Here is a 22,536-nt window from a genome sequence, read left to right on the forward strand (position 1 = left end):
TGAACTGAATGGCGTTCCGGGAGTAGGCAGAGTCCTGGAATTCACAGCGGTCTACGTCGTGTGGGCACTCGTGTGGACAGCCGTGCCCATGCTGCTGACGGCCAATCGCATGACCACTCGAATGTGCGTCGGGTCAGGATTGCTCACCGCGACGGGCCTGACCGGACTGCACGTGGCCGGCACTCTTTTCCTCCCCCGAATGACAAAGACGTCGCAGGACGAGTTCGGTCTTCTGGGCGTGATGTTCACCGTCATCGGCTGGCTGTTCATCTTCTCGGCCATCGTGGTTGTCGCGTCGTCGATCGTCGGATCAGTGGCCAAAGATTCCGGTCCCCTGGGAATCTGGCTACGGACATCACGCTGAGGTGTTGTCTCGACCTGCAAGCGCTTGCGAGACGGTCGGATAGACGTCGACCTTCAGCGCGCCCTGGTCGGCACCGGACAGAACGTCGCGGAACTGCCCGATGTCGCGTGCCACTCGAAAGCTCACATTCCTGCGTGCCAACGAATCTCGAAGCTGAGCCAACATCTGCGCAGCGCTGACGTCGATGAACGGTGACGTCTCGGCGTCGAGAACGACCATGGTGGTGCCGGCGGTCACCAGACCGGTGATCTGATCACGCACGTGATCGGCATTGGCGAAGAACATCCCCGCTTCGACCCTGACCACTACGACGCCGTCGAGTGTCTTCAGATCAGGATGCCCACTGATGTCGACCCAGCGCGTGCCGTCCTTGGCCAGAGCAGCCACGTGCGGTTTGGAGACTCGATACAGGAGCAGCAACATCGAGACGGCGATTCCGATGATCAGACCGGGCAACGTGTCGAAGAGGAGAACCCCGAACATCGCCGCGATCGCCGCGGCGAAATCGGCCCGGGCAGCGTGCCCGTAGATACTGCCCAACCTCTTCGTCCACACCCGGTACAGCGCTGCGAGAGAGGAGAAATCGACCAGTTCGATCACTGCTGCGATGACCACAGCCGAGAGCGTCGCCTCTGGCAACTTCTCGAACAGGCCGGTGAGAAACAGCAGTGTCACCAGCGTCAGTGCCGCGACCACCAGTCCGCTGACCTGAGATTTGGCGCCCGCTCCTCCGTTGACGGCGGTCTTCGACAGGCTGCCGTTGACCACCATTCCCGAGCAGAGACCCGATCCGAGATTGGCCGCACCCAGTCCTGCCAGTTCACGATTGGCGTCGATGGTGTAGCCGGCCTTGGCCGCGTATGTCTTTGCAGCGCCAAGACCTTCGGCGAAACCGATGAGCAGAACGCCGACCGCCGGTCCGACCAGGTCGAGGTAGTCCTCAGCTCCCACACCGTTCGGCAGGCCCATCGACGGCAGGCCCGAGTCGATGTGTCCGACAATGTCGATGCCACGATCGTCGAGGCCGAACAACGCTACTGCGGTAATGCCCAGCAGCACGACGAGAAGCGAACCCGGTACGAGCGGAAGCCATCGCTTGACGCCCAGGACCATTGCCAGGCTGAGCAATCCGATGATCACGGTCGGTAGGTCGACCTCACCCAGTTCCTTCACCACTGTCCACGTCTGGACGAAGAAGTTTCCCTCACCCTTGTCCACGCCCAGGAGTTTGGGTACTTGACCGATGATGATCGTGAGCGCCAGACCGACGATGAATCCCTTGAGAACCGGCTCGGAGATGAAGGACGCGATGAATCCGAGGCGCATGAATCCTGCGAGCAATCCAACGAGCCCGGTCACGATCGCCAATGCCGCCGACAGCGCGATGAATCGGCCGTCGTTTCCTGAAGCCAATGGCGCGATCATCGCCGCGGACAACGCTGCGGTCGCCGACATCGGCCCGACGATCAGATGGCGCGAACTGCCGGCTGCTGCATACAGAATCAATGACGGAACCGCAGCATAAAGCCCGACCACCGGCGGAACTCCGGCGATGGTGGCGTACGCGAGCGCTTCCGGAACAAGGACAGCCCACACCGTAAGGCCCGCAATGATGTCGGGGCGAAGCCAAGCGCGTTGATAGTCGGACAACGACCCGAAGACCCACCAGGTCCGCGTGTGCGGAGCACTCATAGTCCTTGCACCCCTTTACTGATCTGCATCGCCGCGATCAGGACGAGGAGCCCGACGTTCAGCAAGTGCGTGTTGGTGGCTATCCAGGTGCGGATCTTCAGCAGCGGTTCGGTTGCCTCGTCCTTCTTGATCAGCAGGAGGGCAACAGGTACCGCGACCGAGGTCACGGACACCAGCGAGAAGATCACGGCCGAGACGATCTGCGACGTCGGTGCCACGGTGCTGAGACGAAGGTTCATCGCTGCTGCGATGGCACACGACATGTCGATGGGGTTGAGAACGAACAGCGCGAAACCGAGCACACCGGATCGCATTGGTTGGAAGTGCTCAACCGATTGCAGCATCTTCGGCAGCTGAGGGGCCGCAGCCACAACGTCGCCAGGGGCAACTGCAGCCGCCATCGCCTGAACCCCGCGACGACTGCGTGAGTAGACGAACCAGGCACCCGCCAGCAGAGTTGCCCCGAGAACGAGATGGATGACGGGCACCCACAGCGGAGGGTGTGTGCGCTGATGAACCTGGAGTGCGGTCAAGATGACGTACGAACCGGCCAGCGCGACAACTATTCCGAGATACCACCCGATCAGGTACGCAATGCTGTTGATACGCGCTCGTTCGGAAAACAGTACGGCCACAACGGCGACAACCGCCAGCGGGCTCATGATGATCCCGAGCGCCAGCGGGATCTGTTGCAGTAGCAGCGATCCCATAACTACCTCCAGTTGTCAGAGACCGCCGATGCCCTTGCCGATGAGAACAACACCGATAACCAGGATCAACACACTCATCACCGTGGCGTTGTTGTCCTGCAACCACACCTTCAGCTTGGCCAGCGGACCACGCAGTCGCTCCGCGGCAACGAGGTAGCCGATCACGGGCACGCACACTGTGCAGGCCGCGATGATCGTGAAAACCAGAATGGCGACAACAACTTCTCCGGATTCCAATGTCGCGGATCCGATCGAGATTCCGGCCGCGATACACATCATCAGATTCTTCGGATTGATCGCAGCCAGAGCGAAGCCCAAGCCGAGGCCTTTGACAGCGGTCATGTCATCGATGGCGTGCATCCACTTCGGGGTTTCGTGCTCTCCTCCGCGTCCGCGCCATTGCTTCACTCCGAACGCAAGAAGCAATACACCCAACGCCAGCTTGATCCACGACACTGTCGCTGACGGATCACCTTCGGAGTCACCGAGCTTGCTGGACAGGAGCACGAAGATCACAGTGGCGACGACGATTCCCAGTATCCAGCCCAGCGCGAACCCGACGCTCGTGCTGCCGGCACGCTTGGACAACAACATCAAGATTGCCGCGATGATCGGGATCGGCGATACCGCAACGCCGACCGCGAGGGGTAACAGATCCCCGATGACAGATCCCATGCCGACCTCTTCTCTCTCCCGGTCGACACTAGGGGTGGCGACTCTGCGGAGCCTCACACAAAAGGGATGAACGGACCCGCGACGACATTCACCCGTAGGGGATGACGCCCCGAGCGCGTACGGGAGTAAGACTGGATCCCACGGATGCGGAGTCCTGGATCGGGCAGCGACGCCGATTGCACGTGACGACATGCGATTTCGAGGCTCGGAGCGATGTCTTCTCGAACCTCATGGCCCTACGAAATGGAGCGGATACTGATGAATGCTCCCACTCGGTATCAATTCCTCATCGACGGCGAAGTGTCGGACCGCGTCAAGGCCGCATTTCCCGAACTCAGTGTCGCCAGTGCGGCCGGCGGGTTCACCAGTTTGTACGGACCCGTCGCGGACCACACGGCTATGCGGAGCATCATGGCCCGTCTCGATTCCCTCGGCCTGACCGTCGCCGAAATGCGTCGACTCCCAGACTGATCCGAGCCACACCCTGTCGAAATGTCCCACGCACGAGCGATGGTCCCGACCGAGTCGACTCGGTCGGGACCAACTGCTCTCGGGTTGTTCGGTGCCTAGACTCTGTCCCTGTCCCAGGTCGCGACCGCCCAGATCACAACGACATCGAGCGCGATGACCAGGATCGACCACAGTGGGTAATACGGCATCCACAAGAAGTTGGCGATGATCGAGAGCGACGCAATGACGATTGCTGCCGCCCTGGCCCACACTGCACCGGTGAAGAGGCCGAGGGCCACCACGATCCCGATGATGCCCAAGATGATGTGGATCCAACCCCACGTCGTGATGTCGAACTTGTACGTGTAGTTGATACCCACGACAAACAGATTGTTGTCGGCAACGGCCGCGATGCCCTGAAGCAGAGCGACAATGCCTGCGGTGAGCAGCAGGATTGCTGCTGCAAACGTCGTACCTACCGCGAAACCCTGCCGGACAGGGTGATTCGCGGGTTCCCGCGGTGGAGCAGTCATCAGCGTTCCTTTCGACAGAATGCACTTCCCTTACTCAGTCTCGAGGGGCTGGAAGGCGAAAACATCACCCGTCGCGGATGAACCGCAGGTCACCGACCCGTACCCGCTTGCCGGGATCGCAAACCAATGTTGGCAGACTGGCGCTGTGCAACACACCGTAGTCGTGAAATCTGCGACGCCTTCTCGAGCAACGCGCCGCGCACATCAAGGGCCGCGCAGAAGTCGGCACGCCTTTCATCGAGTGAACACCCGCTCTGACGCACCGCAGCGAGTGCTCACTCGACAAAACCTGTGTTCACTCAGCAGCAGTCGCACTCGTCACCGCTCTCGGGCACAGCCACAACCGGGCAGCACGGATCACCCTTCCACGCGTTGATGCCTTCTTTCACCGCGATGACGGCGATGACCAGTGCAGCAATCGGGTCCGCCCACGACCAGCCGAGCAGCGAGTTGAGCAGCAAACCGACCAGCAAGACCGCAGAAAGGTAGGTACAGAGGAGCGTCTGCTTCGAATCCGCGACCGCCGACAGCGAACCCAACTCCCGACCTGCTCGGCGTTGCGCATAGGACAGAGCCGGCATGATCGCCAAACTCACTGCAGCCAATACTATTCCGACACTCGTGTGCCGAGCTTCACCCAGACCGAACAGCGACCGAATCGCGTCGAACGAGACGTACGCAGCGAGCCCGAAGAACGAGAATGCGATCACTCGCAGTGCCGTCTTCTCACGGCTCGTCGGATCCGGCGCCGAGAACTGCCAGGCAACCGCTGCCGCCGAGGACACTTCGATCACCGAATCGAGGCCGAAACCGAACAGTGCTGCGGACGACACCCGTGTACCCTCCGCCAGCGCGATGATCGCTTCGACGACGTTGTAGCTGATCGTGATCGCCACGAAGATGCGAATTCTTCTCGACAAGAGCGCACGCCGGTCAGTCGAGAGCCCGACACCGTCAACGGGCGCAACCATCAGCAGCACCCCTCTGATTCGCTGTCCGGGCAGTACGACGGATCCACCGCGAGAACGACCCCGAGTAGGTCGTCGAGAGCCTGACCGATATGTGCGTCGGCGAGTTCGTATCTGGTCCGGCGCCCTTCCGGGACGGCCACCACCAAGCCGCAACCGCGCAGGCACGCCAGATGGTTGGACAGCTTCTGCCTGGTCACAGCCAGTGTTTCAGCGAGGTCGGACGGATACCGCGGGGCGGTCTTCAGTTCGAGCAGTATCCGCGTCCGAGTCTCGTCGGACAGTGCATGCCCGAACCTCGCAAGCACCGCCACGTTGGTCACCACATCTACGCCCTCGATATCCATACATGCGACAGTACATCGAAAACTGGATTCAGAAAACGATGAACTCCGATGGTTCAAGATCCCACCATCGGGTAACGCAAGCGTGAAGCCACCCAACCAGGCGAACACCGGGAGCCCACATCCGATGAACCGTACAAAAGTCGACGACCACGTAGCGATGGCCGAACTACCGACAACCGGAAGCATCTTCCAGGCCTCGTGGCCGGTGCGTACGGGTGACATCCACACCGACAAACAACTGCGCCTCGACGCGATCGCGCGCTACCTCCAAGACGCGGGCTTCGACAATCTCGTCGACCGCGGCGCCATGGATACACACCCGCTGTGGATGGTACGAAGAACGGTGATCGATGTACTCGAACCGGTCGTCTGGCCGGATCGAGTTCACCTGCAGCGCTGGTGTTCAGGCCTGTCGAACAAGTGGTGTTCGATGCGAGTTCGCATCAGATCCGATGGCGGCGGGTTGATCGAAACCGAGGCGTTCTGGATCAACATCGACCCGAAGACGGGAATGCCGGCATCCATCAGTGAGAAGTTCACCGCTGCCCTGGCATCGACGGCCGTGGACCAGCATCTTCACTGGCGTCGGTGGATCGACCCGACCCCGGACACGACGCCGTCGGCGGATACGCCGTTCCCGTTGCGCTCGAGCGATTTCGACCCCTTCGATCACGTGAACAACGCAATCTACTGGCAGCCCGTGGAAGATGCACTGCCCGACAGATTACGAAGCGGGCCCTTTCGCGCGATCCTCGAGTACACCCAGCCCATCAAGAGAGGTGAGCAGGTGAGCGTGCGAACCGGCACGAACACGCTGCACATCGACGCAGGCGACGAGGCACGTGCGTCGGCGCGGTGGTTCGCCTTGTCTCCGAAGAGCAACGATCAGGGGTGAAGTTTTCCGAATCCCACGACGGCAGAGTCGGATTGCCAGTCCAGATCATGAACCCGCACCTTGCCGAACTCGTTGCCGCCAACCGTGATCGCAGAGTTGCCGTCCACTGCCACAACGATGTTGGTGTGCTGACCGACCCATCTCGAACTGTCGTAGATCACCACATCACCCACATTCGGGGTGTACCCGCTGCCGTTCTCGGCGTACGCGCCGATCCCTTGGTAATACTCCTGCAAGGTGTACACCCCCGGGATGCGCCAACTTCCGGAGTTCGGGTTGGACAACGGTCGACCCGCTTCCCTCATGATCCAGCTGACGAAGTCGGCGCACCACTCTTCGTCGATGCCGTCGGAATAGAAGGTGCCCGGACGGTCCTGCTCATGCTCGGATTGCAGTAGCTCGAGCACCCGACCTTGATCAGACGTGAGCGCACTCGCGTCCACCGCCGGGAACTCAGCCGTGTCCCAGGGCAGGTACCGCGATGGTGCGCCCGCGACGACCACCACCCCAACCACGATCACGACGCCGAGCACCCCGGCAATCCAGAGCACGATGCGGCGTCGGCGGTTCGATTCGGCAGGACTCACCCTTACGAGTGGGCCAGCCTGCCGCGAACCGAATCGCCAGCCACCCCGATGACCTGGCAATTCTCACCAAATTCACACGAATGTGCCACCAAACTATTGCTGTGGCACCAAAGTGGTGCCATAGTGATGCCATGGACTTGACACCGTACGTAGACAACCTTCGCCACGAACTCGCGGTGGCGGCCGAAGCAGGCGGAGAAGACGCAAAGGCACTCGCCGATCGTTTGACCGCACCGCTGGAATCAGCAGTGCGACTCACCCTTCTCGACGCATTGTCTGCGGCAGCCGCCGAGATCACGCGTGACCTCGCCCCGGGTTCGGTGGACCTGCGCCTGCGGGGTCGCGAACCCGAATTCGTGGTGGCACCAGCCATCAGTGAACCGGCTCCGGCCCTCGTCGAAGAGGAACCGACTCCGGCACCGCGCCCCGTCACGGAGTCCGACGACGCCTCGATGACTCGAATCAACCTGCGGCTGGGGCAAGACCTCAAAGACCGGATCGAGGCGGCGGCCCGGGAAGCCGGGATCTCCGTCAACGCGTGGCTGGTTCGCTCGGCTGCAACGGCTCTGGAAGGCGGCGCGAACAGAAGCACTCCGAGACAGCGCACGTCCCAAGGTTCCGAAAGCTTCAGCGGCTGGGTGCACTGACACCGGCTTCATCTTTCGCACCACCCTCTTTCATCAACCGAGACAACCTCATCGGGAGTATCACCATGCCTACATTCAGCACACCTGACCCCATCACCTTGAACTTCGACGTGGCAGTCGCACACATCCGGATCACGGCGAGCAACCGCAACGACACTGTCGTGGAAGTGTTGCCCAGCAACTCGTCTCGCGAGGTCGACGTTCGAGTCGCCGAACAAACGCGCGTCGAATTCGCAGGTGGCCGGCTGCAGATCAAGACTCCGAAACAGCGCGGCCTCGGCATCTTCGGGAAGACAGGATCTGTGGACATCTCCGTTCAGCTTCCCTCCGGCTCGGAACTCGAAGGCACTGCTGCAGTTGCCAGCCTCCGTAGCGAAGGCACTCTCGGACGATCACGGGTGAAGGTTTCCGCGGGCGATTGCACACTGGAAACCACCGGGCCGCTCAACGTCAGCACCGGGGCCGGCGCGATCATCGTCGAGCACGTGGCCGGTGACATCGACACGAGCACCGGGTCCGGAAGCATCCGCATCGGCCGCGTCGACGGCAACGCGGAGGTCAAGAACTCCAACGGCGACATCAACATCGGCACGATCACCGGCGCACTGAAGGCGAAGACCGCCAACGGCAGTGTCGCCGTGGAGCACGCCGAATCCGATGCGAGCGCCGCAACCGCCAACGGCGACATCCGCTTCGAGGCCATCGAGAGTGGAGTCGTATCCGCAAAGACGGCCGCCGGACGAATCCATATCGGTGTTCGATCCGGAACCGCCGCGCGACTCGACGCTCACACGTCCTTCGGTCGCGTCGACAACCAGATGAATGCCACGCACGGACCGGCTTCGACCGAACGCCGGGTAGACGTCCGGGCGCACACCAGCTACGGCGACATCGTCATTCGACGTTCGGAGCCCCGAGAAGAATCCAACAAGAAGATCTAGCGAAAGGAACGCTGATGTCCCGTAAACCAGCCATCACCGCGACGGGCCTGAAGAAGGCCTACGACGACAAGACGGTACTGGACGGAATCGACATCTCCGTCGACCGCGGAACCGTCTTTGCGCTCCTCGGCCCCAACGGCGCCGGCAAGACCACCATCGTGGAAATTCTCTCGACCCTCGTTCCGGCAGACGGCGGCAACATCCGCATCGCCGGGTGCAACCCTTCCGACGATCCCGACGCGGTGCGTTCGCGCATCGGCGTCACCGGGCAGTTCTCAGCGGTCGACGACTATCTGTCCGGTGAGGAAAACCTTCTCCTCATGGCCGACCTGCACCATCTCGGCAAGGACGAACGTCGAACGCGCACTGAAGAACTCCTGAAGAAGTTCGATCTGATCGACTCCGCGGACAAGCTGGCGTCGACCTACTCGGGCGGCATGCGTCGACGGCTCGACCTGGCAATGACGTTGATCGGACGACCGGAGATCATCTTCCTGGACGAGCCCACCACCGGCCTCGACCCCCGGAGCCGACGCACCATGTGGCAGATCATCCGGGAGTTGGTCGAGGGCGGTGTCACCATCTTCCTCACGACCCAGTACCTCGAGGAAGCTGATCAACTGGCCGACCACATCGCCGTCCTCGATCAGGGACGGATCGTCGCCCAAGGTACGGCAGCGGAACTCAAACGGCACATCCCCGGCGGCCACATTCGTCTTCACTTCTTCGACCGAGATCAGCTCGATTCTGCTGCTGCTGTTTTCGACGAATCTTCACGTGACGATGCCGCCTATGTCCTCCAGGTCCCCAGCGACGGGGGTGTCCGCTCGCTGCGCTCTCTTCTCGACCAACTCGACGCTCACTCGATCGACGTCAAGGAACTCTCCGTGCACACACCCGATCTGGACGACGTGTTCCTGACTCTGACCGCCACCGAAAGGACCGACGCGCGATGACCACCATGACGCTTGCCTATCAGGACTCGAAAACCATGCTGCGTCGCAGCATTCGACACATCCTTCGATATCCGTCGATGACGGTGATGCTCGTCGGAATGCCAGTCGTTTTCCTACTGCTGTTCGTCTACGTGCTCGGCGGAACGCTCGGGAACGGCCTCGGCCCAGGCGGTGGCGGCCGAGCCGAGTACGTCAATTACGTTGCACCGGCGATTATTCTGATGACTGTGGCATCAGCGGCACAAGGTACTGCCATCTCCGTCGCAACCGATATGACCGCGGGGATCATTGCACGATTCCGCACGATGGCGATCACGCGCACGTCCGTCCTGACCGGTCACGTTCTCGGCAGTCTCCTTCAGACGATCGTGAGCCTCGTTGTAGTCATCGCCGTGGCGATAGCCGTCGGCTTCCGGCCCACTGCAGGCTTCGTGGAGTGGGTCGCCGCGTTTGCTCTCCTCGTCCTGGTCTCCATCGCGATGATCTGGTTGTCCGTTGCCTTCGGCCTCGTCAGCAAGAGCGTCGAGACGGCCAGTAATCTTCCAATGGTGTTGATCCTCTTACCTTTCCTGGGAAGCGGATTTGTCCCCACCGACTCGATGCCGACCGTGTTGCGATGGTTTGCCGAGTATCAGCCGTTCACTCCGATCATCGAGACTCTTCGAGGACTTCTTCTCGGCGAAGCTATCGGGAACAACGCGATACTCGCGATCGGATGGTGCGTCGCCATCACCTTCCTCTCCTACCTCTGGGCGCGGAGTTTGTTCAACCGACGCCCGGTGCGCTGACCTCGAAACACACGTTCTTCGAGAACGGGTACGGTGTCGCTGTCGTCGAGTTCCGAGGCGATGGCGACGTCGTGTGGAAACCCCATGGCGATCAACTCACGTCCTGAGGCACAGTCCCGCAGGCGGTCCTCGTACGAATCCGCCACCGCCGCCCACGCATCCGCCGCCATCCGAGCCTCGGGCGATACGTGGCCGTCCCAACCAGTCGCGGTCAACGCCGTGACAACCGCACCGGCACCCCACAGATCCTCCACCGCCGGGCGCAACTCTCCACCGGGCCACTTCTCCCCGGATGCGACTATCGCAACCCGCGATCCCGGACCATGTTCGTGCACAATCCAATCCGCGACGGCATAAGCGTTCCTCAATGAAGCGCCGACACACACCGCAACCTCGGACGCCAACGCAAACGCGATAGTCGACCCGTTCGGAGACGGCAGCACCAGCCGACTTGGCGCCTCGGTCTCGCGAATCGTCTTGGGAGACAGACTGATCTGACCCTCCGCGGCTACGCTCCGCCTCACCGCCAGGACCGCATCGGCATCACGCGCGTAATCGACCGCGCGCTCGTCGTTCCAGGAAAAGGGAAGTACGTCGATTCCCGCGTCGGCGGCAACGCTCAGCGTCGTCGTGAACGAGAGAACGTCTACCACCACTGCCACATCGACGCCGGCAGCAATCGCTTCGGCGCCGCGCAACCCCCAGTCGAATCGAAGTCCGTAATCGAGTTGGCGATGCTCCGGATTCATCGCACCAGCATCTCAGAAACGAATCAGCTTGTCCGGCACGCGCAAGTCATCGTGCTCGTACAGTGCTCGCACGGCAACGGGATCGTCGGCGGCGCACACCGCGGCGACATCGTCCAACAGTAGGTCGTAGTCGGCGCCTGTCTTTCCGTCGTAGGCGTCCGTCATACGACCCCACTCGTCCCACGGCAGAGTTTCGACCTTGTTCATCGCGGCGAGGTCCTTCACAGCGTTGCCGCGGATCTCGGCCGGCCCCCAGTTCTCGGTGCCGTACACCCCGAACTGGGACGCGTCGATCTCGCCGCGTCGATACGCCAGCCACGCCTCACCACCACTGAGGAATTCTCCCGGCTGCAGATCATGGGCGTGAGGAAGGACGTTCTGTCCGAGGATCTCGGAATCGATGCGGATCCACCGCTTGCCCGCGTCGTCCCAGTACTCGGTGATCCAGTGGTCCACGCCCTGTCCCGGTTGAAAGTAGGTGGCAAAACCACAACGGACCCGGGCGGCAAAACCGCGGTAGCGCAGAAACGCACAACTCGAAACTGCAAAGTGCCGACAGGTTCCGACGACCCGCTTGTCCGGTTCACGGGCGGAGGTCACCGGTGCCGGATCGAGCGCAAGCAGGCGTTGGAGCAGAACGCTTACCGGCCGGATCTGGTTTTCGTCGAATCGGTCGGCAGGCAGATTCAGCGACTGAGCATCGGTGGGTTGGACCACCAGGTACGGCACTACCCGGCATATTTTCACGGGGTCGGTGGAGAGCGACTCGAGGGCGAGCATGTCCACCCCGTCGATGCGGGTGAACGGTCCTGCTGATGTGTAGTCGAGAACCGCCGTCATGGGCGGACACTAACAAACACTGCCGACACAGCAACTCCACTATGGTTAGGGTCCCATAACCATGAAACCCGAGGTTGCCGTGAACCCTATGTTGAGCCGCCGTGCCATGCTGTCCGTCACCTTCGCAACAGCAGCAGGTTTCGCCCTTGCTGCCTGCGGCGACAGCGCGAAGGACGAATCCACTCCCGGCACCGAAGGTGCTCACGCCGAGGCCAACGCCTTCCCGGTGACGATCGACCACAAGTTCGGCTCCACCACCATCGAGCAGGCACCCAGCCGCATCGCAGCGGTCGGTATCGGCGACGCAGACGTTTTGCTTTCCCTCGGGCTGACGCCCGTCCTGGTCCCGGTGTGGAAGGGATCGACCGACGACGGAATCGGCGTCTGGGCCGACTCTGCAGTCCAGGGCGCGGAGCCGACGCCATTGGCCAACGCCACCACCGATTTCGACATCGAAACGATCGTGGCGGCAGCGCCTGACTTGATCATCGCCGTCAACAACGCGATCGACGAGGATCTGTACAAGCAGCTCAGCGCCATCGCGCCGACGGTGCTGCACGCCGCCGATCAGACGGATTGGGTTCTGCCCTGGCAGGAAGTCACGACCCGTATCGGCACCGCTGTGGGCGTTCCCGCGCAGGCAAAGCAGGAGGTCCAGGAAGTCGAAGACCTCATCGTTCGCACCCGCGCGGAGAACCCCCAGTTCGAAGGCAAGACAGCAGCTCTCGTCATTCGCTGGAGCGATGGAAATCTTCGAGCGTTCAGCCCCGAGGCTGCGCGCGCTCAGCTGCTCACGCAACTGGGGTTCACGGCGCCTGCCGCACTGAAGGACCGGTTCGCGGGCAAGCTGAACTACGAGATCTCCGCCGAGAACTACGACCTCCTCGAGTGCGACTACCTGCTCTTCGACAACTACGAGAAGGCTCGCGCCGAGATGGAGTCGCAGCCGGCGTTCACCAATCTGAACGTGGTCGAGACCGGAGGCCTGATCAGCTTGGACCCCATCGTCAGTGACGCGGTGTCCATGCCGAACCCGCTCACCATTCCGTTTGTGCTGGAAGATTTCGTCGCAAAGATCAATCAGACGATCGCGGGTCGATAACTTTCGTTCGGCCTGACCACACCCACAACACCACAGCCGACACGGCCACGCAGAGCGCAACGATCACCCATGGTGACGCCGGCGCTGCGTGGCCGTTGTCGACGAGGTCGTACACGAATCCGACTCCCACGGTTCCCAGGAGCGCGAGCAGACCGCCGATCGTGTTGAGCATGCCGAAGTGCGCTCCGAGGTTGCTTTCACGACCGAGGATCGCGATGGTGTCTCGCATCGGCGGCACCATCAACATCTGTCCCAGGTGCAGCAGCCCTATCCACACCGCCAGACCGACTATCTGCGTCGACGCCGAAGCTGCGGAGTCGACGCCGGTGACCAGCGGAACCAGGAACGACACCGAAATGAGCACAAGCCCGAAGGTGATCGCGCGCCGATGCCCGATGCGGTGGGCAACCGCGACCGTCGGTCCCTGCCCGACGATCACCAACACCGCCGCGCCCACGTAGAACCATCCCAGCGCCGACTGCGAACCGATTCCGCGCTCGAGCTGTTCCGGAAGCATCAGGTACAGCTGGCTGTACGCAACCAGCTGAAAACTGCACAGCGTCGCGAAGAGCAGAAAGTTGTTGTTGGTCAAGACACTTCGCCAGACGTCGCGCAGCGTATAGGTCGACACCGGGCCGTCGTGGGCATCGCCCGGTCGGGGGAACCAGATGAAGAACCCGACCCACATGATCGCGAAGAGCAACGCGGCGCTCGACGCCGTCCACGAGAACGGAAACATCAACAGAGCAGCTCCCAGCGCCGGACCGATCACGGTTCCCAGGCGGCTGCACATCTGTTCCACTGCAAACAAATCGGTACGACGCATAACTCCGGCGGACTCGAGTTCGCGTCCGTATTCCGCGTTGGCCGACTCCACTGCGGGCGCGAAGAGCGCGGCAGCAAAGCCGACCAGGAGCACGCCGACGATCACGGCGCTCATGCTTTCTGCCAGACCGAGCATCAGAAATCCGACCACACGAACGGCTATGCCCAGCAGGATGATCGGACGCTTGCCGAACCTGTCGGCGAGGCTTCCACCGATGAAGAACATGCCCTGCTGACTGAACATCCGCAATCCGAGGACGAGGCCGACAATCCAGGCTGCAAATCCGAGGTCCTCCGAAAGGTGCACCGCCAGAAAGGGGACGACCAGATAGAACCCGATGTTGAACAGCACCATCGAGAGGAGGAGCAGCTTCACCACCGGCGGCAGGACACGAACCTTCGCGAAGGTCTTGTTACCGGGGAAACGCTCACTGAGTACCACGATCAGAAGACTATTGCCCGTACGGCGTTCTGCGGAAATCTGCCATTTTGCAATTGGTTAACTGTCCGTTTAGGTAGCGATGGTAATCATCTTCCGGGGGTTCGAGCACACGACAACGAGAGCCGGGATTTGATGAATGGATTGACGCGCCGCCAGATGGTCAAGGCGATGGCGGTAGCCGCGGGCACAGTCACCGCGAGCGCATTTACATTGGGTGCCAATACCTCCGTCGCGGGGGCGAGCCCCGCGCAGGAGATCAAAGTGCTCTCCCTCAACACCTGGCACGGCGGAACCAAGATCAACGGTGGCCTGCAGCTGATCGCCGACATGATCATCTCGACACAGGCGTCGATAGTTCTCCTGTCGGAAGCCGGCACTGCGACAACTGCATTGGCCGACATGCTGACCAAATCAGGAACCACCTTCTACGGAGCAGCGTCCTCCGACGTGGGGATTCTCTCCAAGTTTCCGATCGAGGAAACAGCCGACCTGAACTCGATGATCAAGGCAGTCGTGACGGTCGACGGCAAACAAATCGCTGCTTACTCGGCACATCTGGCCTACACGTCCTACGCGACGTATCTACCGCGCGGATACGGCGCGGGTGTTCCCAAGCCCGGAGAGTTCTCCGAGTTCGGCTGGAACAAGATGCCGTCCGGTCCGGTCACGGACCCCGAGACGGTTCAGCGCGTGAACATCAATTCGGGACGACCCAAGGCAATTTCGACGTTCGTCGACGATGCCGCAAAAGAACGGGCCAAGGGCAGATCCGTCATCCTCGGTGGCGATTTCAACGAACCGTCGGCCCTGGATTGGACCGACGGCACGCGAAATCTGTTCGACCACAACGGTGTAGTCGTTCCTTGGGAATCCACCCGCCTGCTCGACCAAGCCGGATTCGTCGACGCTTACCGCAGTAAGTACCCGAACCCGGCCACACACCCGGGCTTCACCTGGCCGTCCGACAATCCCGACGTCGACACCTCACAGCTCACCTGGGCACCCGAGGCAGACGAACGCGATCGGATCGACTACATCTTCGCCGATCGCGCTTCGGACCTGAAGCTGGGATCCGTCGGGATCATCGGCCCGCGAAAGACGATCGTGCACAACCAAAGAGTGGAAGAGAACTCCCAGGACAACTTCATCGCTTCACCGACGCCGTGGCCGACCGATCACAAAGCCGTTCTTGCGACGTATCGTTTTGCCAGCTTCGGCGGCGGATCATCGACCGGTTCGTGGAGCGGTTCCTGACAGGGCATCTCGTAGCCAGTCGATCATCATCGGCGTCAACTCGGGCAGCTTGGTCACTGCGCAGTGCCCCGCATCCGGGATGACGTGTACCTGAGTGTTCGGGCGCTCCTCGAAGAGAGTGGTGTCCGAGAGCGGAATGTGAACGTCGTCGGCCCCGTTGACCACAAGCATCGGGGTCCGGCCGTCGTCTGCGGTCATCAAGGCACTGCGATCGAAAGCACGGAGACCTTGTACCAGTGCATCTTTGGTTGCCGGCGCATCGAAACCCAGTGCGTTTCCGACGATGTCACCCATGCCGTAGACCAGGCGCTCGGCGTTCGCGGTCTCGAACGCGCCCTTGACCGGGGCGCCGATGTTGATCACCGCATCGACGGCGCCGGTCAACCCCGAGCGCACGGCGAAGTTGCCACCGAAGGAGACTCCCAGGTGCGCCACCTGCCCATTGCCGAGAGCGCGAGCCGTCGATACGAGCCCGTCGAGCACCTCGTCGCCGAAAGCATCGAGAGGAACGGGTGATTCACCAGTTCCCGGCTGATCGAAAGCGGCAACCGTCACCCCGGCGTTCTTCGCGAACGCGCTGGCCAACGGATGCATGTCCATCTTCCAGCCGTCGACGCCGCCGCTGAGCAACAGGACGGGTGCATCCTCGTACCTTCCGTCCACGGAGAGAATGTGCACCGGTAGCTCGATCTCGCCGGATCGGTAGGGTAGGGACAGGATTCGACGCTCGAACTCGAGCCCGAATCCCGGTGCTGCCTTGACGTATTCGTCCACCTGATTCTGCAGGGCCCGGCGCCGCGAATCGTTGGCCAGGACGGGGAACTTGGCGATTCCGTAAATCATCGCCGCGAGTGAATGATTGCCGTCGGCGGAGTACTTTGCTGCCAACGCCGACCACTCGTACGACCAACCACCCGGCGCGTCGGCCCAGGTCGAGTGGATGGACGCGCGCAGTTCCTCGAGATCCGAGACGGGGAGCCCGAAGCTCAGAAACTGTCCTGTGCGCTCTTCGAAGAGGCCTCGGTGATCGACAGGAAATTCGTATGACATGGGAAAACACCCCTCAATTCATCTCTAATGCAACGATCAGTTGCATTAGCTCAGTGAACCACGTGCCTCCAGCTAACACAACACCTTGTTGCGATAAGGTTGACTCATGACTTCGACACCACAACGGCCCGGAGGGCGTAGTGCCAGGGTGCGCGAGGCCGTCCTGGCAGCCACGGCGGCCGAATTGTCCGAACGCGGATTCGCCGCGATGACCATCGAGGACATAGCCACCCGCTCCGGAGTCCACAAGACCACGATCTACCGGCGATGGAGCACGCTGTCCCAACTGGTGGCCGACGCGGCCGTCGAGGTATCGGCAACCACCGTTCCCATCCCGGATACCGGTTCCATCGAATCCGATCTGCGCGAGATGGCCAGATCGATAGTCGCACTGGTGACCAGCGAGTCAGGCGGCGCGTTGGTGGCTGCACTGTTCTCCGATGCGGTCCGCACGCCCGAGGTCGCGAGACTCAAGCGCGAGTTCTATTCCGCACGTTACGAACTGGCAGACATCGTCGTTCGCCGAGCAGTCGAGCGCGGGGAGATCTCCGAGAAGGTCTCGGCCGCGGATCTTCTGGCGGCCGTCGCCGCACCCATCTACTATCGCCTGCTGGTCGCCGATCTACCCGTCGACCAGTCGGTTGCCGATCGTGCTGCTGCCGGCGCGCTCGCCGCGGCCCGCGCCGGGGCACTCGATCAGATCGAATGAGCCAGTGAATTCAGAGCTTCCACGATTGCCTCGTTGAATCCGCCACCGCCATGCCCGGCGTCGTCGAGCACCACCAACTGACTACCCGGCCACCGCTGGTGGATCGCCCAGGCAGTGTCGAGTGGCCCGGAAATGTCATACCGTCCGTGCACGAGAATCGCGGGAATCTCAGCGAGGCGGTCCATTCCGTCCAAGATCTGATTCGGCGCCAGGAAGCAGTCGTTACCCCAGTAATGCGTGACCAGCCTGGTCATCACCCGGCGGAAGTCCGGATTCTGGTATCGAACACTCGGAGTCCACCCCGGCATCAGCGACACGTGCACGTCTTCCCAACGGCACCACTGCAACGCGGCATTCTCGCGCACAACAGGATCCGGATCGGCAAGCAGTCGCGCGTACGCCGCGGGGAGGTTTCCGTCACGCTCGTCCACCGGCAACGGCGCCACGAACTCTTCCCATTCACGCGGAAATACCCGGCCCATGGCACGGGTGATCCACTCGATTTCGACCCTCGTCCCGCCGGTGATCGCGCCCAGGGCCATCGCTTGCACCCGCGCGGGAAACGCCTGCGCGTACACCAGACCCAAACTCACGCCCCAGGAAAGTCCCGTCACGATCCATCGCTCGATACCGAGATGCTCACGAAGACGCTCGATGTCTTCCACAATGTGCGCCGTGGTGTTCACGGTCAGATCGACGTCCGGACTGCTCGCTAGCGGAAGACTGCTCCCACAGCCTCGCTGATCGAACAGAACTGCGCGAAAGACTTCGGGATCGAAGAAACGCCTGGCGCCGACAGTGCATCCCGAACCAGGACCGCCGTGTAGGTAGAGAACCGGAATGCCCGCCGGATTGCCGACTGTCTCCCAGTAGAGACTCTGACCGTCCGCCACTTCCAACAGCCCCGACTCGTACGGCTCGACGGGCGGGTACAGGACAGCAGTCATAGGCGGTGATTCTTCCATCAAGCTGCCTACTCGAGTAGGCAGCACGCGGCCGAGCAATGGCCTAGCGTGGACAGGACACCACTGCGACGGGAGTACACCAGATGCGTGATGGGTTCAGGTTGCCGGGGTACGGCGGCGCCGCAGTCTTCCTTCGCAGTCATGCGGTTCCCGCCACTGTCTTCGAATCCGACGTGCCCACACTCGTTTTCGACGTCGGACTGCTCAGCCCCGACCGCTTCAATCAGTATCTCAGCCGACATACGGACGACGGATTCGTCGAACGGCTGGCGGCGTTCTTCTTTCACGCGGCCGCAGACTTCCATCCCGAGAAATCGCTTCCGGCGTTCACCGACGAACGACTCGGGCTGATGATCTCGGTCTGTTCCAGCACCGATCGAGAGGTGGAACTCGACTTCTCACTCGCCGAGGATCCCGAATCGGAGGACACCGAACGCGACGAGATGACCTTCGAGACAAGCCGAGTCGTCCTCGCGACCTCGGCGCAGACGGTTTCTCGACTGACCGGTGGAGTAACCACCCACTTCGACGGGGAGTTGTAGAGACATGGGTTTTCTCTTCGAGGTTCTCGATTTTCCCGAAGGCAGTCGGATGACCGATCTGTGGAACAACACATGGGCTGAGCCGGCAATGGGCGAGGAGATTGCCTCCGGCCACTTCATTCATCTGGGCGACGATCAACACGTCGACGTGGAGACCGATTTTCTCAGTAGCCACTTACCGTTCAACGTGGCAGGCTTCGGTGGAGTCTTTCCCGACGGCAAACCTTGGATGTTCGTCATGCAGAAGGCGCCGGCGGACCTCGCGACCAGGCTTCGCGGCGAGGACGATCCGCACTCACTTCTGCGCGGATCACTCGACCGCGCCATGTCTTTCAACCCTGATGCACTGGTGGCCGAGGAATTGTCCTGGAGGCACGCCGATCTGGTGAAGGTGTACGACGAAGAGGGAATCCCTGCGGTATCCGTCGCGGGCTGGTCGGTTGCGGATCTCCTGCGTGGCCTCTTGGCGCAGTGTTGCAACGTCGAACTTGCCGCCGTCGTCGCCGGATACCCAGAGTGCGCCTATCCCGAATCGGCGCATGCGTGCGAAGCGGACGTGTTCTCAGACGTGTTCGCCGGTTGGGTCAGCGGACTGCGGTGATGTGACGGAGGAGACTCCACCCTCCCGATATTTCGGAGTAGACTCATTTATGAGCGTGATCCGAAATGGAACGAGGTGAGCGGGATGACGAAGCCGGACCAAGAGCTGGGCCGTCGCGAACGCAACAAACTCGAGAAGCAGACACGCATCTTCGACGCCGCTGCCGAACTGTTCGCGGAAAAGGGCTACAGCGCAGTCACAACTCAAGAAATTGCCGACCGCGCCGATGTAGCCGGCGGCACTCTCTTTCGTTACGCCGCAAGCAAAGCCGAGTTGCTGCTCATGGTGTACAACGCGGAATATCGCAAGCAGATCGAATTGGGAGAAGAGCGTGAAGCCAAGTCGACCGGCACAGAAGATCGTGTACTCGAGCTGGTTTCACCCCTGCTGATCGCAAGTCGCCGAAACGACGAGAACACCGGCATCTACCAACGCGAGGTGTTGTTCGGTGAGCCCAGCGAGTGTTTCCGGGCCGAAGGCCTGGAACTCTCGCAGCGCCTGCAAACGCGGATTGCGCAAATCTTGCACGAGGCACACCCCAACCACACCACCCGAACAACCACTGCAGCGCGAACGATTTCCAACGTGCTGCACTTCGAAATAGCCCGCGCGGCATTGGACCGGATCACGGCTGACGAACTCACGAACATCGTTGCCGCACAGGTCCGATTGACGCTTGCCGGACTACCCACCGAATAGGATTGAGGATCGAAAATGACTGAACTGAAGCAGATCACCGTTCTGGGTACCGGAGTTCTCGGCTCACAGATCGCCTATCAGACCGCCTATCACGGCTTCGACGTCGTCGCGTACGACATCAACGCCGAGGTCATCGAAAAGGCCAAGGCTCGGTTCGACTCGTTGGCCGCGGCCTACAAGGCCGAGAACGTCGAGGGTGCCAAGGAAGGCAAGGCTGACGAAGCGCTGCAACGTATTACGTACTCGTACGATCTAGGCGAAGCCGTCGCCAAGGCCGACCTGGTCATCGAGGCAATTCCCGAGGACATCGCCATCAAGCGCGACACCTACGAGAAGCTTGCCACGGTTGCTCCTGAGCACACGGTGTTCGCTACCAACTCCTCGACGCTGCTGCCGAGCGATCTCAAGGAGTTCACCGGCCGCCCCGAGAAGTTCCTCGCACTGCACTTCGCAAATCACGTGTGGGTCAACAACACTGCCGAGGTCATGGGCACCGAGTCCACCGACCCCGCCGTGTACCGCGAGGTCGTCGAGTTCGCGAGGAACATCGGCATGGTGCCGATCGAACTCAAGAAGGAGAAGGCGGGCTACGTACTCAACTCGCTCCTGGTCCCGCTCCTCAACGCGGCCTCCGACCTGCTGATCGACGGCATCGCCGATCCCGACATGGTCGACAAGACGTGGCGTATCGGCACCGGAGCCACGTTCGGCCCCTTCCAGATCATGGACGTCGTCGGGTTGACCACCGTCTACAACATCTCCTCCCAGGGCGGCGAGAAGCAGCGCGAATTCGCCGACTACATCAAGAAGAACTACATCGACGAGGGCAAGCTCGGCGTTGCTGTCGGCGAGGGCTTCTACAACTACAAGGGCTGATCAACTGCAAGGCTGATCAACTGCAGGGCTGATCAACCAACCGGCTCACCGCGCGGTGGTTACGACGTGAATTCACGTGGTAGCCACCGCGCGGACGTCTGTTGTCAGTAAGTCCGAAACCACCCTGAGCGATTGTGACGCAAGCTTCTTCACGTGCGAACCCATCATCAGGAGAGATCCCCACATGCGTCGTTCCGCCATCTCGGCACTCACAACACTGGCACTGCTCGGCACCGGAACATTGGTCAGCACTCCCGCTGTCGCCGCTCCCCTCGCGTGTGGCGGAATCTCCACCGGTTCGTTCTCAGGCTCCGCCGGCGGATCGGAGTACCTGTGCGCCAAGGAAGGTGATCTCCTGGACGTGCGCATCGGCGACGTTCACGCGACACAACCGTCCCTCGGCTACGACGAGGTGTACTACAAGCTCGGGCGATACACGCTCGGAAAAGACACGATCAACAAGAAGTTCGACGACTGGTGTGAGGCGAACGGCCAGATCCAGGCCGCGACCGCTACTGCGGCGTCGACACTGAAGGACCCGTCGTCCTTCACCTGCCAGCTCCCGGTGGGTCAGGAAACCGCAGAGAGCATCGCGCCCATGAAGACCGTGGTCGTCGGTCCCCGCGGCGATCTCTATCTGACCGACGGTCACCACACCCTCACGTCCTTCATCGAGACGGCCGACGGCGGTCCCGACCTTCACGTGCGACTGCGGGTTCTCGGCAACCTCAGCGGCTTGAGTGAAGGTGCCTTCTGGACCGAGATGGAGAAGAACAAGTGGGTCTGGTCGCGTGACGTCGACGGAAACCAGGTACCGGTCCAGGCTCTGCCGAAGAGCGTCGGCCTGGCCAACTTCGCCGACGACAAGTACCGCAGCTTGATGTACTTCTCCCGCGACATCGGATTCGCCGCAGGCACGATTCCGTTCCAGGAGTTCTACTGGGGCGCCTGGGTCCGCGACACCGCGCCCGTCGACCTCACCAACTGGAATCGCGATGATCTCTCCAGCTACCTGGGCACCGTGAAGTCGGTGACCAAAGCACAGACAGCGTTGACCGGCGATGCCGTCGTCGACAGCGGATTCACTGCCACCGATCTTGGCGTCCTGTCGGCCTGGAACGACGGCAAAGCCGAGTCCAAGGGCGAGTTCGCAAAGCTGTCCAAGCCGTACACAGACGACAAGCCGGGCAAGATCGCCTACGCACTTGCCTACAAAGCAACCCGCTGACCTGCTCAGATCCAAGTCACACCAAGTAGACTTGACTAAGGTAAGCCTCTACTCAGTAGTCTGATCCCATTCGGGTGCCGCTTCATCGAAGCAGCGACGCC

26 protein-coding genes and 1 pseudogene are annotated in these 22,536 nt (G+C 61.5%); 15 read left to right on the top strand and 12 right to left on the bottom strand.

The window, feature by feature from the left end:
* A pseudogene (locus ACYP01_RS15505) lies at positions 1–364 on the top strand (hypothetical protein); the annotation flags it as partial.
* On the opposite strand, the gene ACYP01_RS15510 reads toward ACYP01_RS15505, so the two are convergent.
* From ACYP01_RS15510 to ACYP01_RS15520, 3 genes are read right to left on the bottom strand one after another with little or no spacing between them, the layout of a single operon-like run.
* A complete protein-coding gene (locus tag ACYP01_RS15510) occupies positions 356–2,056 on the bottom strand; it encodes a SulP family inorganic anion transporter (RefSeq protein ID WP_003942854.1) in 1,701 nt (566 codons plus the stop codon). The pseudogene ACYP01_RS15505 and the gene ACYP01_RS15510 overlap by 9 nt on opposite strands.
* The gene (locus ACYP01_RS15515; protein WP_058038384.1) at positions 2,053–2,766 is read right to left on the bottom strand and encodes a GAP family protein; all 714 of its coding nucleotides are present in this window, start codon (positions 2,764–2,766) and stop codon (positions 2,053–2,055) included. Before ACYP01_RS15515 ends, ACYP01_RS15510 begins: the two co-directional genes overlap by 4 nt.
* Positions 2,767–2,781: 15 nt before the next feature.
* Positions 2,782–3,441, bottom strand: a complete 660-nt coding sequence (locus ACYP01_RS15520) for a GAP family protein (protein WP_459680952.1) — start codon at positions 3,439–3,441, stop codon at positions 2,782–2,784.
* A 258-nt stretch (positions 3,442–3,699) separates the two neighbouring features.
* Here ACYP01_RS15520 and ACYP01_RS15525 point away from each other — a divergent pair, with 258 nt between their 5' ends.
* Positions 3,700–3,912, top strand: a complete 213-nt coding sequence (locus tag ACYP01_RS15525; RefSeq protein WP_003943015.1) for a hypothetical protein — start codon at positions 3,700–3,702, stop codon at positions 3,910–3,912.
* A gap of 95 nt (positions 3,913–4,007) precedes the next feature.
* Here ACYP01_RS15525 and ACYP01_RS15530 read toward each other — a convergent pair whose 3' ends face one another.
* From ACYP01_RS15530 to ACYP01_RS15540, 3 genes are all read right to left on the bottom strand, one after another.
* Entirely contained in the window at positions 4,008–4,424 is a 417-nt protein-coding gene (locus tag ACYP01_RS15530) for a DUF7144 family membrane protein (RefSeq protein ID WP_003943077.1), read from the bottom strand.
* Positions 4,425–4,723: 299 nt separating this feature from the next.
* A complete protein-coding gene (locus tag ACYP01_RS15535; RefSeq protein ID WP_336871294.1) occupies positions 4,724–5,395 on the bottom strand; it encodes a cation transporter in 672 nt (223 codons plus the stop codon).
* The gene (locus tag ACYP01_RS15540; protein WP_003943224.1) at positions 5,395–5,739 is read right to left on the bottom strand and encodes an ArsR/SmtB family transcription factor; all 345 of its coding nucleotides are present in this window, start codon (positions 5,737–5,739) and stop codon (positions 5,395–5,397) included. The genes ACYP01_RS15535 and ACYP01_RS15540 overlap by 1 nt, the downstream gene beginning before the upstream one ends.
* Positions 5,740–5,863: 124 nt before the next feature.
* Here ACYP01_RS15540 and ACYP01_RS15545 point away from each other — a divergent pair, with 124 nt between their 5' ends.
* Positions 5,864–6,634 (top strand): acyl-[acyl-carrier-protein] thioesterase, encoded by a 771-nt coding sequence (locus ACYP01_RS15545; RefSeq protein WP_003943026.1) that lies wholly within the window; start codon positions 5,864–5,866, stop codon positions 6,632–6,634.
* On the opposite strand, the gene ACYP01_RS15550 is transcribed toward ACYP01_RS15545, so the two are convergent.
* Entirely contained in the window at positions 6,625–7,221 is a 597-nt protein-coding gene (locus ACYP01_RS15550) for a CHAP domain-containing protein (RefSeq protein ID WP_314673645.1), read from the bottom strand. The two genes, ACYP01_RS15545 and ACYP01_RS15550, sit on opposite strands and share 10 nt — an antisense overlap.
* A gap of 131 nt (positions 7,222–7,352) precedes the next feature.
* On the opposite strand from ACYP01_RS15550, the gene ACYP01_RS15555 reads away from it, so the two are divergent.
* From ACYP01_RS15555 to ACYP01_RS15570, 4 genes are all read left to right on the top strand, one after another.
* On the top strand, positions 7,353–7,868 hold the full coding sequence (locus tag ACYP01_RS15555) for a toxin-antitoxin system HicB family antitoxin (RefSeq protein ID WP_003942892.1): 516 nt from the start codon (positions 7,353–7,355) through the stop codon (positions 7,866–7,868).
* A gap of 65 nt (positions 7,869–7,933) precedes the next feature.
* Positions 7,934–8,809, top strand: coding sequence for a DUF4097 family beta strand repeat-containing protein (locus ACYP01_RS15560; RefSeq protein WP_314673647.1), 876 nt, complete (start codon positions 7,934–7,936; stop codon positions 8,807–8,809).
* A gap of 14 nt (positions 8,810–8,823) precedes the next feature.
* On the top strand, positions 8,824–9,765 hold the full coding sequence (locus tag ACYP01_RS15565; RefSeq protein ID WP_003943148.1) for a daunorubicin resistance protein DrrA family ABC transporter ATP-binding protein: 942 nt from the start codon (positions 8,824–8,826) through the stop codon (positions 9,763–9,765).
* The gene (locus tag ACYP01_RS15570; RefSeq protein WP_003942858.1) at positions 9,762–10,553 is read left to right on the top strand and encodes an ABC transporter permease; all 792 of its coding nucleotides are present in this window, start codon (positions 9,762–9,764) and stop codon (positions 10,551–10,553) included. The genes ACYP01_RS15565 and ACYP01_RS15570 overlap by 4 nt, the downstream gene beginning before the upstream one ends.
* On the opposite strand, the gene ACYP01_RS15575 is transcribed toward ACYP01_RS15570, so the two are convergent.
* Positions 10,508–11,302, bottom strand: coding sequence for a 2-phosphosulfolactate phosphatase (locus ACYP01_RS15575; protein WP_314673652.1), 795 nt, complete (start codon positions 11,300–11,302; stop codon positions 10,508–10,510). The two genes, ACYP01_RS15570 and ACYP01_RS15575, sit on opposite strands and share 46 nt — an antisense overlap.
* Before the next feature lie 12 nt (positions 11,303–11,314).
* Positions 11,315–12,142 (bottom strand): transglutaminase domain-containing protein, encoded by an 828-nt coding sequence (locus ACYP01_RS15580; RefSeq protein ID WP_003943248.1) that lies wholly within the window; start codon positions 12,140–12,142, stop codon positions 11,315–11,317.
* 88 nt (positions 12,143–12,230) lie between these two features.
* On the opposite strand from ACYP01_RS15580, the gene ACYP01_RS15585 reads away from it, so the two are divergent.
* Positions 12,231–13,244, top strand: coding sequence for an ABC transporter substrate-binding protein (locus tag ACYP01_RS15585; RefSeq protein WP_232508959.1), 1,014 nt, complete (start codon positions 12,231–12,233; stop codon positions 13,242–13,244).
* On the opposite strand, the gene ACYP01_RS15590 is transcribed toward ACYP01_RS15585, so the two are convergent.
* Positions 13,219–14,511: an MFS transporter gene (locus tag ACYP01_RS15590; protein ID WP_050655011.1), complete on the bottom strand. Its 1,293-nt coding sequence runs from the start codon at positions 14,509–14,511 to the stop codon at positions 13,219–13,221. The two genes, ACYP01_RS15585 and ACYP01_RS15590, sit on opposite strands and share 26 nt — an antisense overlap.
* 132 nt (positions 14,512–14,643) lie before the next feature.
* Here ACYP01_RS15590 and ACYP01_RS15595 point away from each other — a divergent pair, with 132 nt between their 5' ends.
* On the top strand, positions 14,644–15,765 hold the full coding sequence (locus tag ACYP01_RS15595; protein WP_064075055.1) for an endonuclease/exonuclease/phosphatase family protein: 1,122 nt from the start codon (positions 14,644–14,646) through the stop codon (positions 15,763–15,765).
* On the opposite strand, the gene ACYP01_RS15600 is transcribed toward ACYP01_RS15595, so the two are convergent.
* Positions 15,736–16,815, bottom strand: a complete 1,080-nt coding sequence (locus ACYP01_RS15600) for an alpha/beta fold hydrolase (protein ID WP_459680965.1) — start codon at positions 16,813–16,815, stop codon at positions 15,736–15,738. The two genes, ACYP01_RS15595 and ACYP01_RS15600, sit on opposite strands and share 30 nt — an antisense overlap.
* Before the next feature lie 106 nt (positions 16,816–16,921).
* On the opposite strand from ACYP01_RS15600, the gene ACYP01_RS15605 reads away from it, so the two are divergent.
* Positions 16,922–17,524, top strand: a complete 603-nt coding sequence (locus tag ACYP01_RS15605; RefSeq protein ID WP_242430656.1) for a TetR/AcrR family transcriptional regulator — start codon at positions 16,922–16,924, stop codon at positions 17,522–17,524.
* On the opposite strand, the gene pip is transcribed toward ACYP01_RS15605, so the two are convergent.
* On the bottom strand, positions 17,512–18,471 hold the full coding sequence (gene pip / locus ACYP01_RS15610; RefSeq protein ID WP_459680967.1) for a prolyl aminopeptidase: 960 nt from the start codon (positions 18,469–18,471) through the stop codon (positions 17,512–17,514). The two genes, ACYP01_RS15605 and pip, sit on opposite strands and share 13 nt — an antisense overlap.
* A gap of 101 nt (positions 18,472–18,572) precedes the next feature.
* Between pip and ACYP01_RS15615 the strand changes: the two genes are divergently transcribed.
* The 5 genes from ACYP01_RS15615 to ACYP01_RS15635 all read left to right on the top strand — a co-directional run bounded on the left by ACYP01_RS15615 (position 18,573) and on the right by ACYP01_RS15635 (position 22,435).
* Positions 18,573–19,031: a hypothetical protein gene (locus ACYP01_RS15615; protein WP_003942982.1), complete on the top strand. Its 459-nt coding sequence runs from the start codon at positions 18,573–18,575 to the stop codon at positions 19,029–19,031.
* 4 nt (positions 19,032–19,035) lie between these two features.
* A complete protein-coding gene (locus tag ACYP01_RS15620; protein ID WP_003943061.1) occupies positions 19,036–19,632 on the top strand; it encodes a hypothetical protein in 597 nt (198 codons plus the stop codon).
* A gap of 84 nt (positions 19,633–19,716) precedes the next feature.
* Positions 19,717–20,331 carry a TetR/AcrR family transcriptional regulator gene (locus ACYP01_RS15625; protein WP_030536169.1) on the top strand — a complete coding sequence of 205 codons (615 nt, stop codon included), beginning with the start codon at positions 19,717–19,719 and terminating at the stop codon, positions 20,329–20,331.
* 15 nt (positions 20,332–20,346) lie between these two features.
* Positions 20,347–21,207 (top strand): 3-hydroxyacyl-CoA dehydrogenase, encoded by an 861-nt coding sequence (locus tag ACYP01_RS15630; RefSeq protein ID WP_459680970.1) that lies wholly within the window; start codon positions 20,347–20,349, stop codon positions 21,205–21,207.
* 184 nt (positions 21,208–21,391) lie between these two features.
* The gene (locus tag ACYP01_RS15635; protein WP_459680973.1) at positions 21,392–22,435 is read left to right on the top strand and encodes a ParB/Srx family N-terminal domain-containing protein; all 1,044 of its coding nucleotides are present in this window, start codon (positions 21,392–21,394) and stop codon (positions 22,433–22,435) included.
* Positions 22,436–22,536: the final 101 nt, after the last annotated feature.

The organism is Rhodococcus sp. no. 34 (genome assembly GCF_054589475.1).

What these genes read in the sequence shown, in the direction of transcription:
- ACYP01_RS15625 (WP_030536169.1), top strand. Translation starts at nt 19,717, where the DNA reads ATGACGAAGCCGGACCAAGAGCTGGGCCGTCGCGAACGCAACAAACTC.
- ACYP01_RS15515 (WP_058038384.1), bottom strand. Translation starts at nt 2,766, where the DNA reads ATGGGATCGCTGCTACTGCAACAGATCCCGCTGGCGCTCGGGATCATC.
- ACYP01_RS15585 (WP_232508959.1), top strand. Translation starts at nt 12,231, where the DNA reads ATGTTGAGCCGCCGTGCCATGCTGTCCGTCACCTTCGCAACAGCAGCA.
- ACYP01_RS15510 (WP_003942854.1), bottom strand. Translation starts at nt 2,056, where the DNA reads ATGAGTGCTCCGCACACGCGGACCTGGTGGGTCTTCGGGTCGTTGTCC.
- ACYP01_RS15530 (WP_003943077.1), bottom strand. Translation starts at nt 4,424, where the DNA reads ATGACTGCTCCACCGCGGGAACCCGCGAATCACCCTGTCCGGCAGGGT.
- ACYP01_RS15600 (WP_459680965.1), bottom strand. Translation starts at nt 16,815, where the DNA reads ATGTCATACGAATTTCCTGTCGATCACCGAGGCCTCTTCGAAGAGCGC.
- ACYP01_RS15545 (WP_003943026.1), top strand. Translation starts at nt 5,864, where the DNA reads ATGAACCGTACAAAAGTCGACGACCACGTAGCGATGGCCGAACTACCG.
- ACYP01_RS15580 (WP_003943248.1), bottom strand. Translation starts at nt 12,142, where the DNA reads ATGACGGCGGTTCTCGACTACACATCAGCAGGACCGTTCACCCGCATC.
- ACYP01_RS15605 (WP_242430656.1), top strand. Translation starts at nt 16,922, where the DNA reads ATGACTTCGACACCACAACGGCCCGGAGGGCGTAGTGCCAGGGTGCGC.
- ACYP01_RS15565 (WP_003943148.1), top strand. Translation starts at nt 8,824, where the DNA reads ATGTCCCGTAAACCAGCCATCACCGCGACGGGCCTGAAGAAGGCCTAC.
- ACYP01_RS15595 (WP_064075055.1), top strand. Translation starts at nt 14,644, where the DNA reads ATGAATGGATTGACGCGCCGCCAGATGGTCAAGGCGATGGCGGTAGCC.
- pip (WP_459680967.1), bottom strand. Translation starts at nt 18,471, where the DNA reads ATGACTGCTGTCCTGTACCCGCCCGTCGAGCCGTACGAGTCGGGGCTG.
- ACYP01_RS15570 (WP_003942858.1), top strand. Translation starts at nt 9,762, where the DNA reads ATGACCACCATGACGCTTGCCTATCAGGACTCGAAAACCATGCTGCGT.
- ACYP01_RS15535 (WP_336871294.1), bottom strand. Translation starts at nt 5,395, where the DNA reads ATGGTTGCGCCCGTTGACGGTGTCGGGCTCTCGACTGACCGGCGTGCG.
- ACYP01_RS15555 (WP_003942892.1), top strand. Translation starts at nt 7,353, where the DNA reads ATGGACTTGACACCGTACGTAGACAACCTTCGCCACGAACTCGCGGTG.
- ACYP01_RS15525 (WP_003943015.1), top strand. Translation starts at nt 3,700, where the DNA reads ATGAATGCTCCCACTCGGTATCAATTCCTCATCGACGGCGAAGTGTCG.
- ACYP01_RS15540 (WP_003943224.1), bottom strand. Translation starts at nt 5,739, where the DNA reads ATGGATATCGAGGGCGTAGATGTGGTGACCAACGTGGCGGTGCTTGCG.
- ACYP01_RS15560 (WP_314673647.1), top strand. Translation starts at nt 7,934, where the DNA reads ATGCCTACATTCAGCACACCTGACCCCATCACCTTGAACTTCGACGTG.
- ACYP01_RS15635 (WP_459680973.1), top strand. Translation starts at nt 21,392, where the DNA reads ATGCGTCGTTCCGCCATCTCGGCACTCACAACACTGGCACTGCTCGGC.
- ACYP01_RS15620 (WP_003943061.1), top strand. Translation starts at nt 19,036, where the DNA reads ATGGGTTTTCTCTTCGAGGTTCTCGATTTTCCCGAAGGCAGTCGGATG.
- ACYP01_RS15615 (WP_003942982.1), top strand. Translation starts at nt 18,573, where the DNA reads ATGCGTGATGGGTTCAGGTTGCCGGGGTACGGCGGCGCCGCAGTCTTC.
- ACYP01_RS15520 (WP_459680952.1), bottom strand. Translation starts at nt 3,441, where the DNA reads ATGGGATCTGTCATCGGGGATCTGTTACCCCTCGCGGTCGGCGTTGCG.
- ACYP01_RS15575 (WP_314673652.1), bottom strand. Translation starts at nt 11,302, where the DNA reads ATGAATCCGGAGCATCGCCAACTCGATTACGGACTTCGATTCGACTGG.
- ACYP01_RS15630 (WP_459680970.1), top strand. Translation starts at nt 20,347, where the DNA reads ATGACTGAACTGAAGCAGATCACCGTTCTGGGTACCGGAGTTCTCGGC.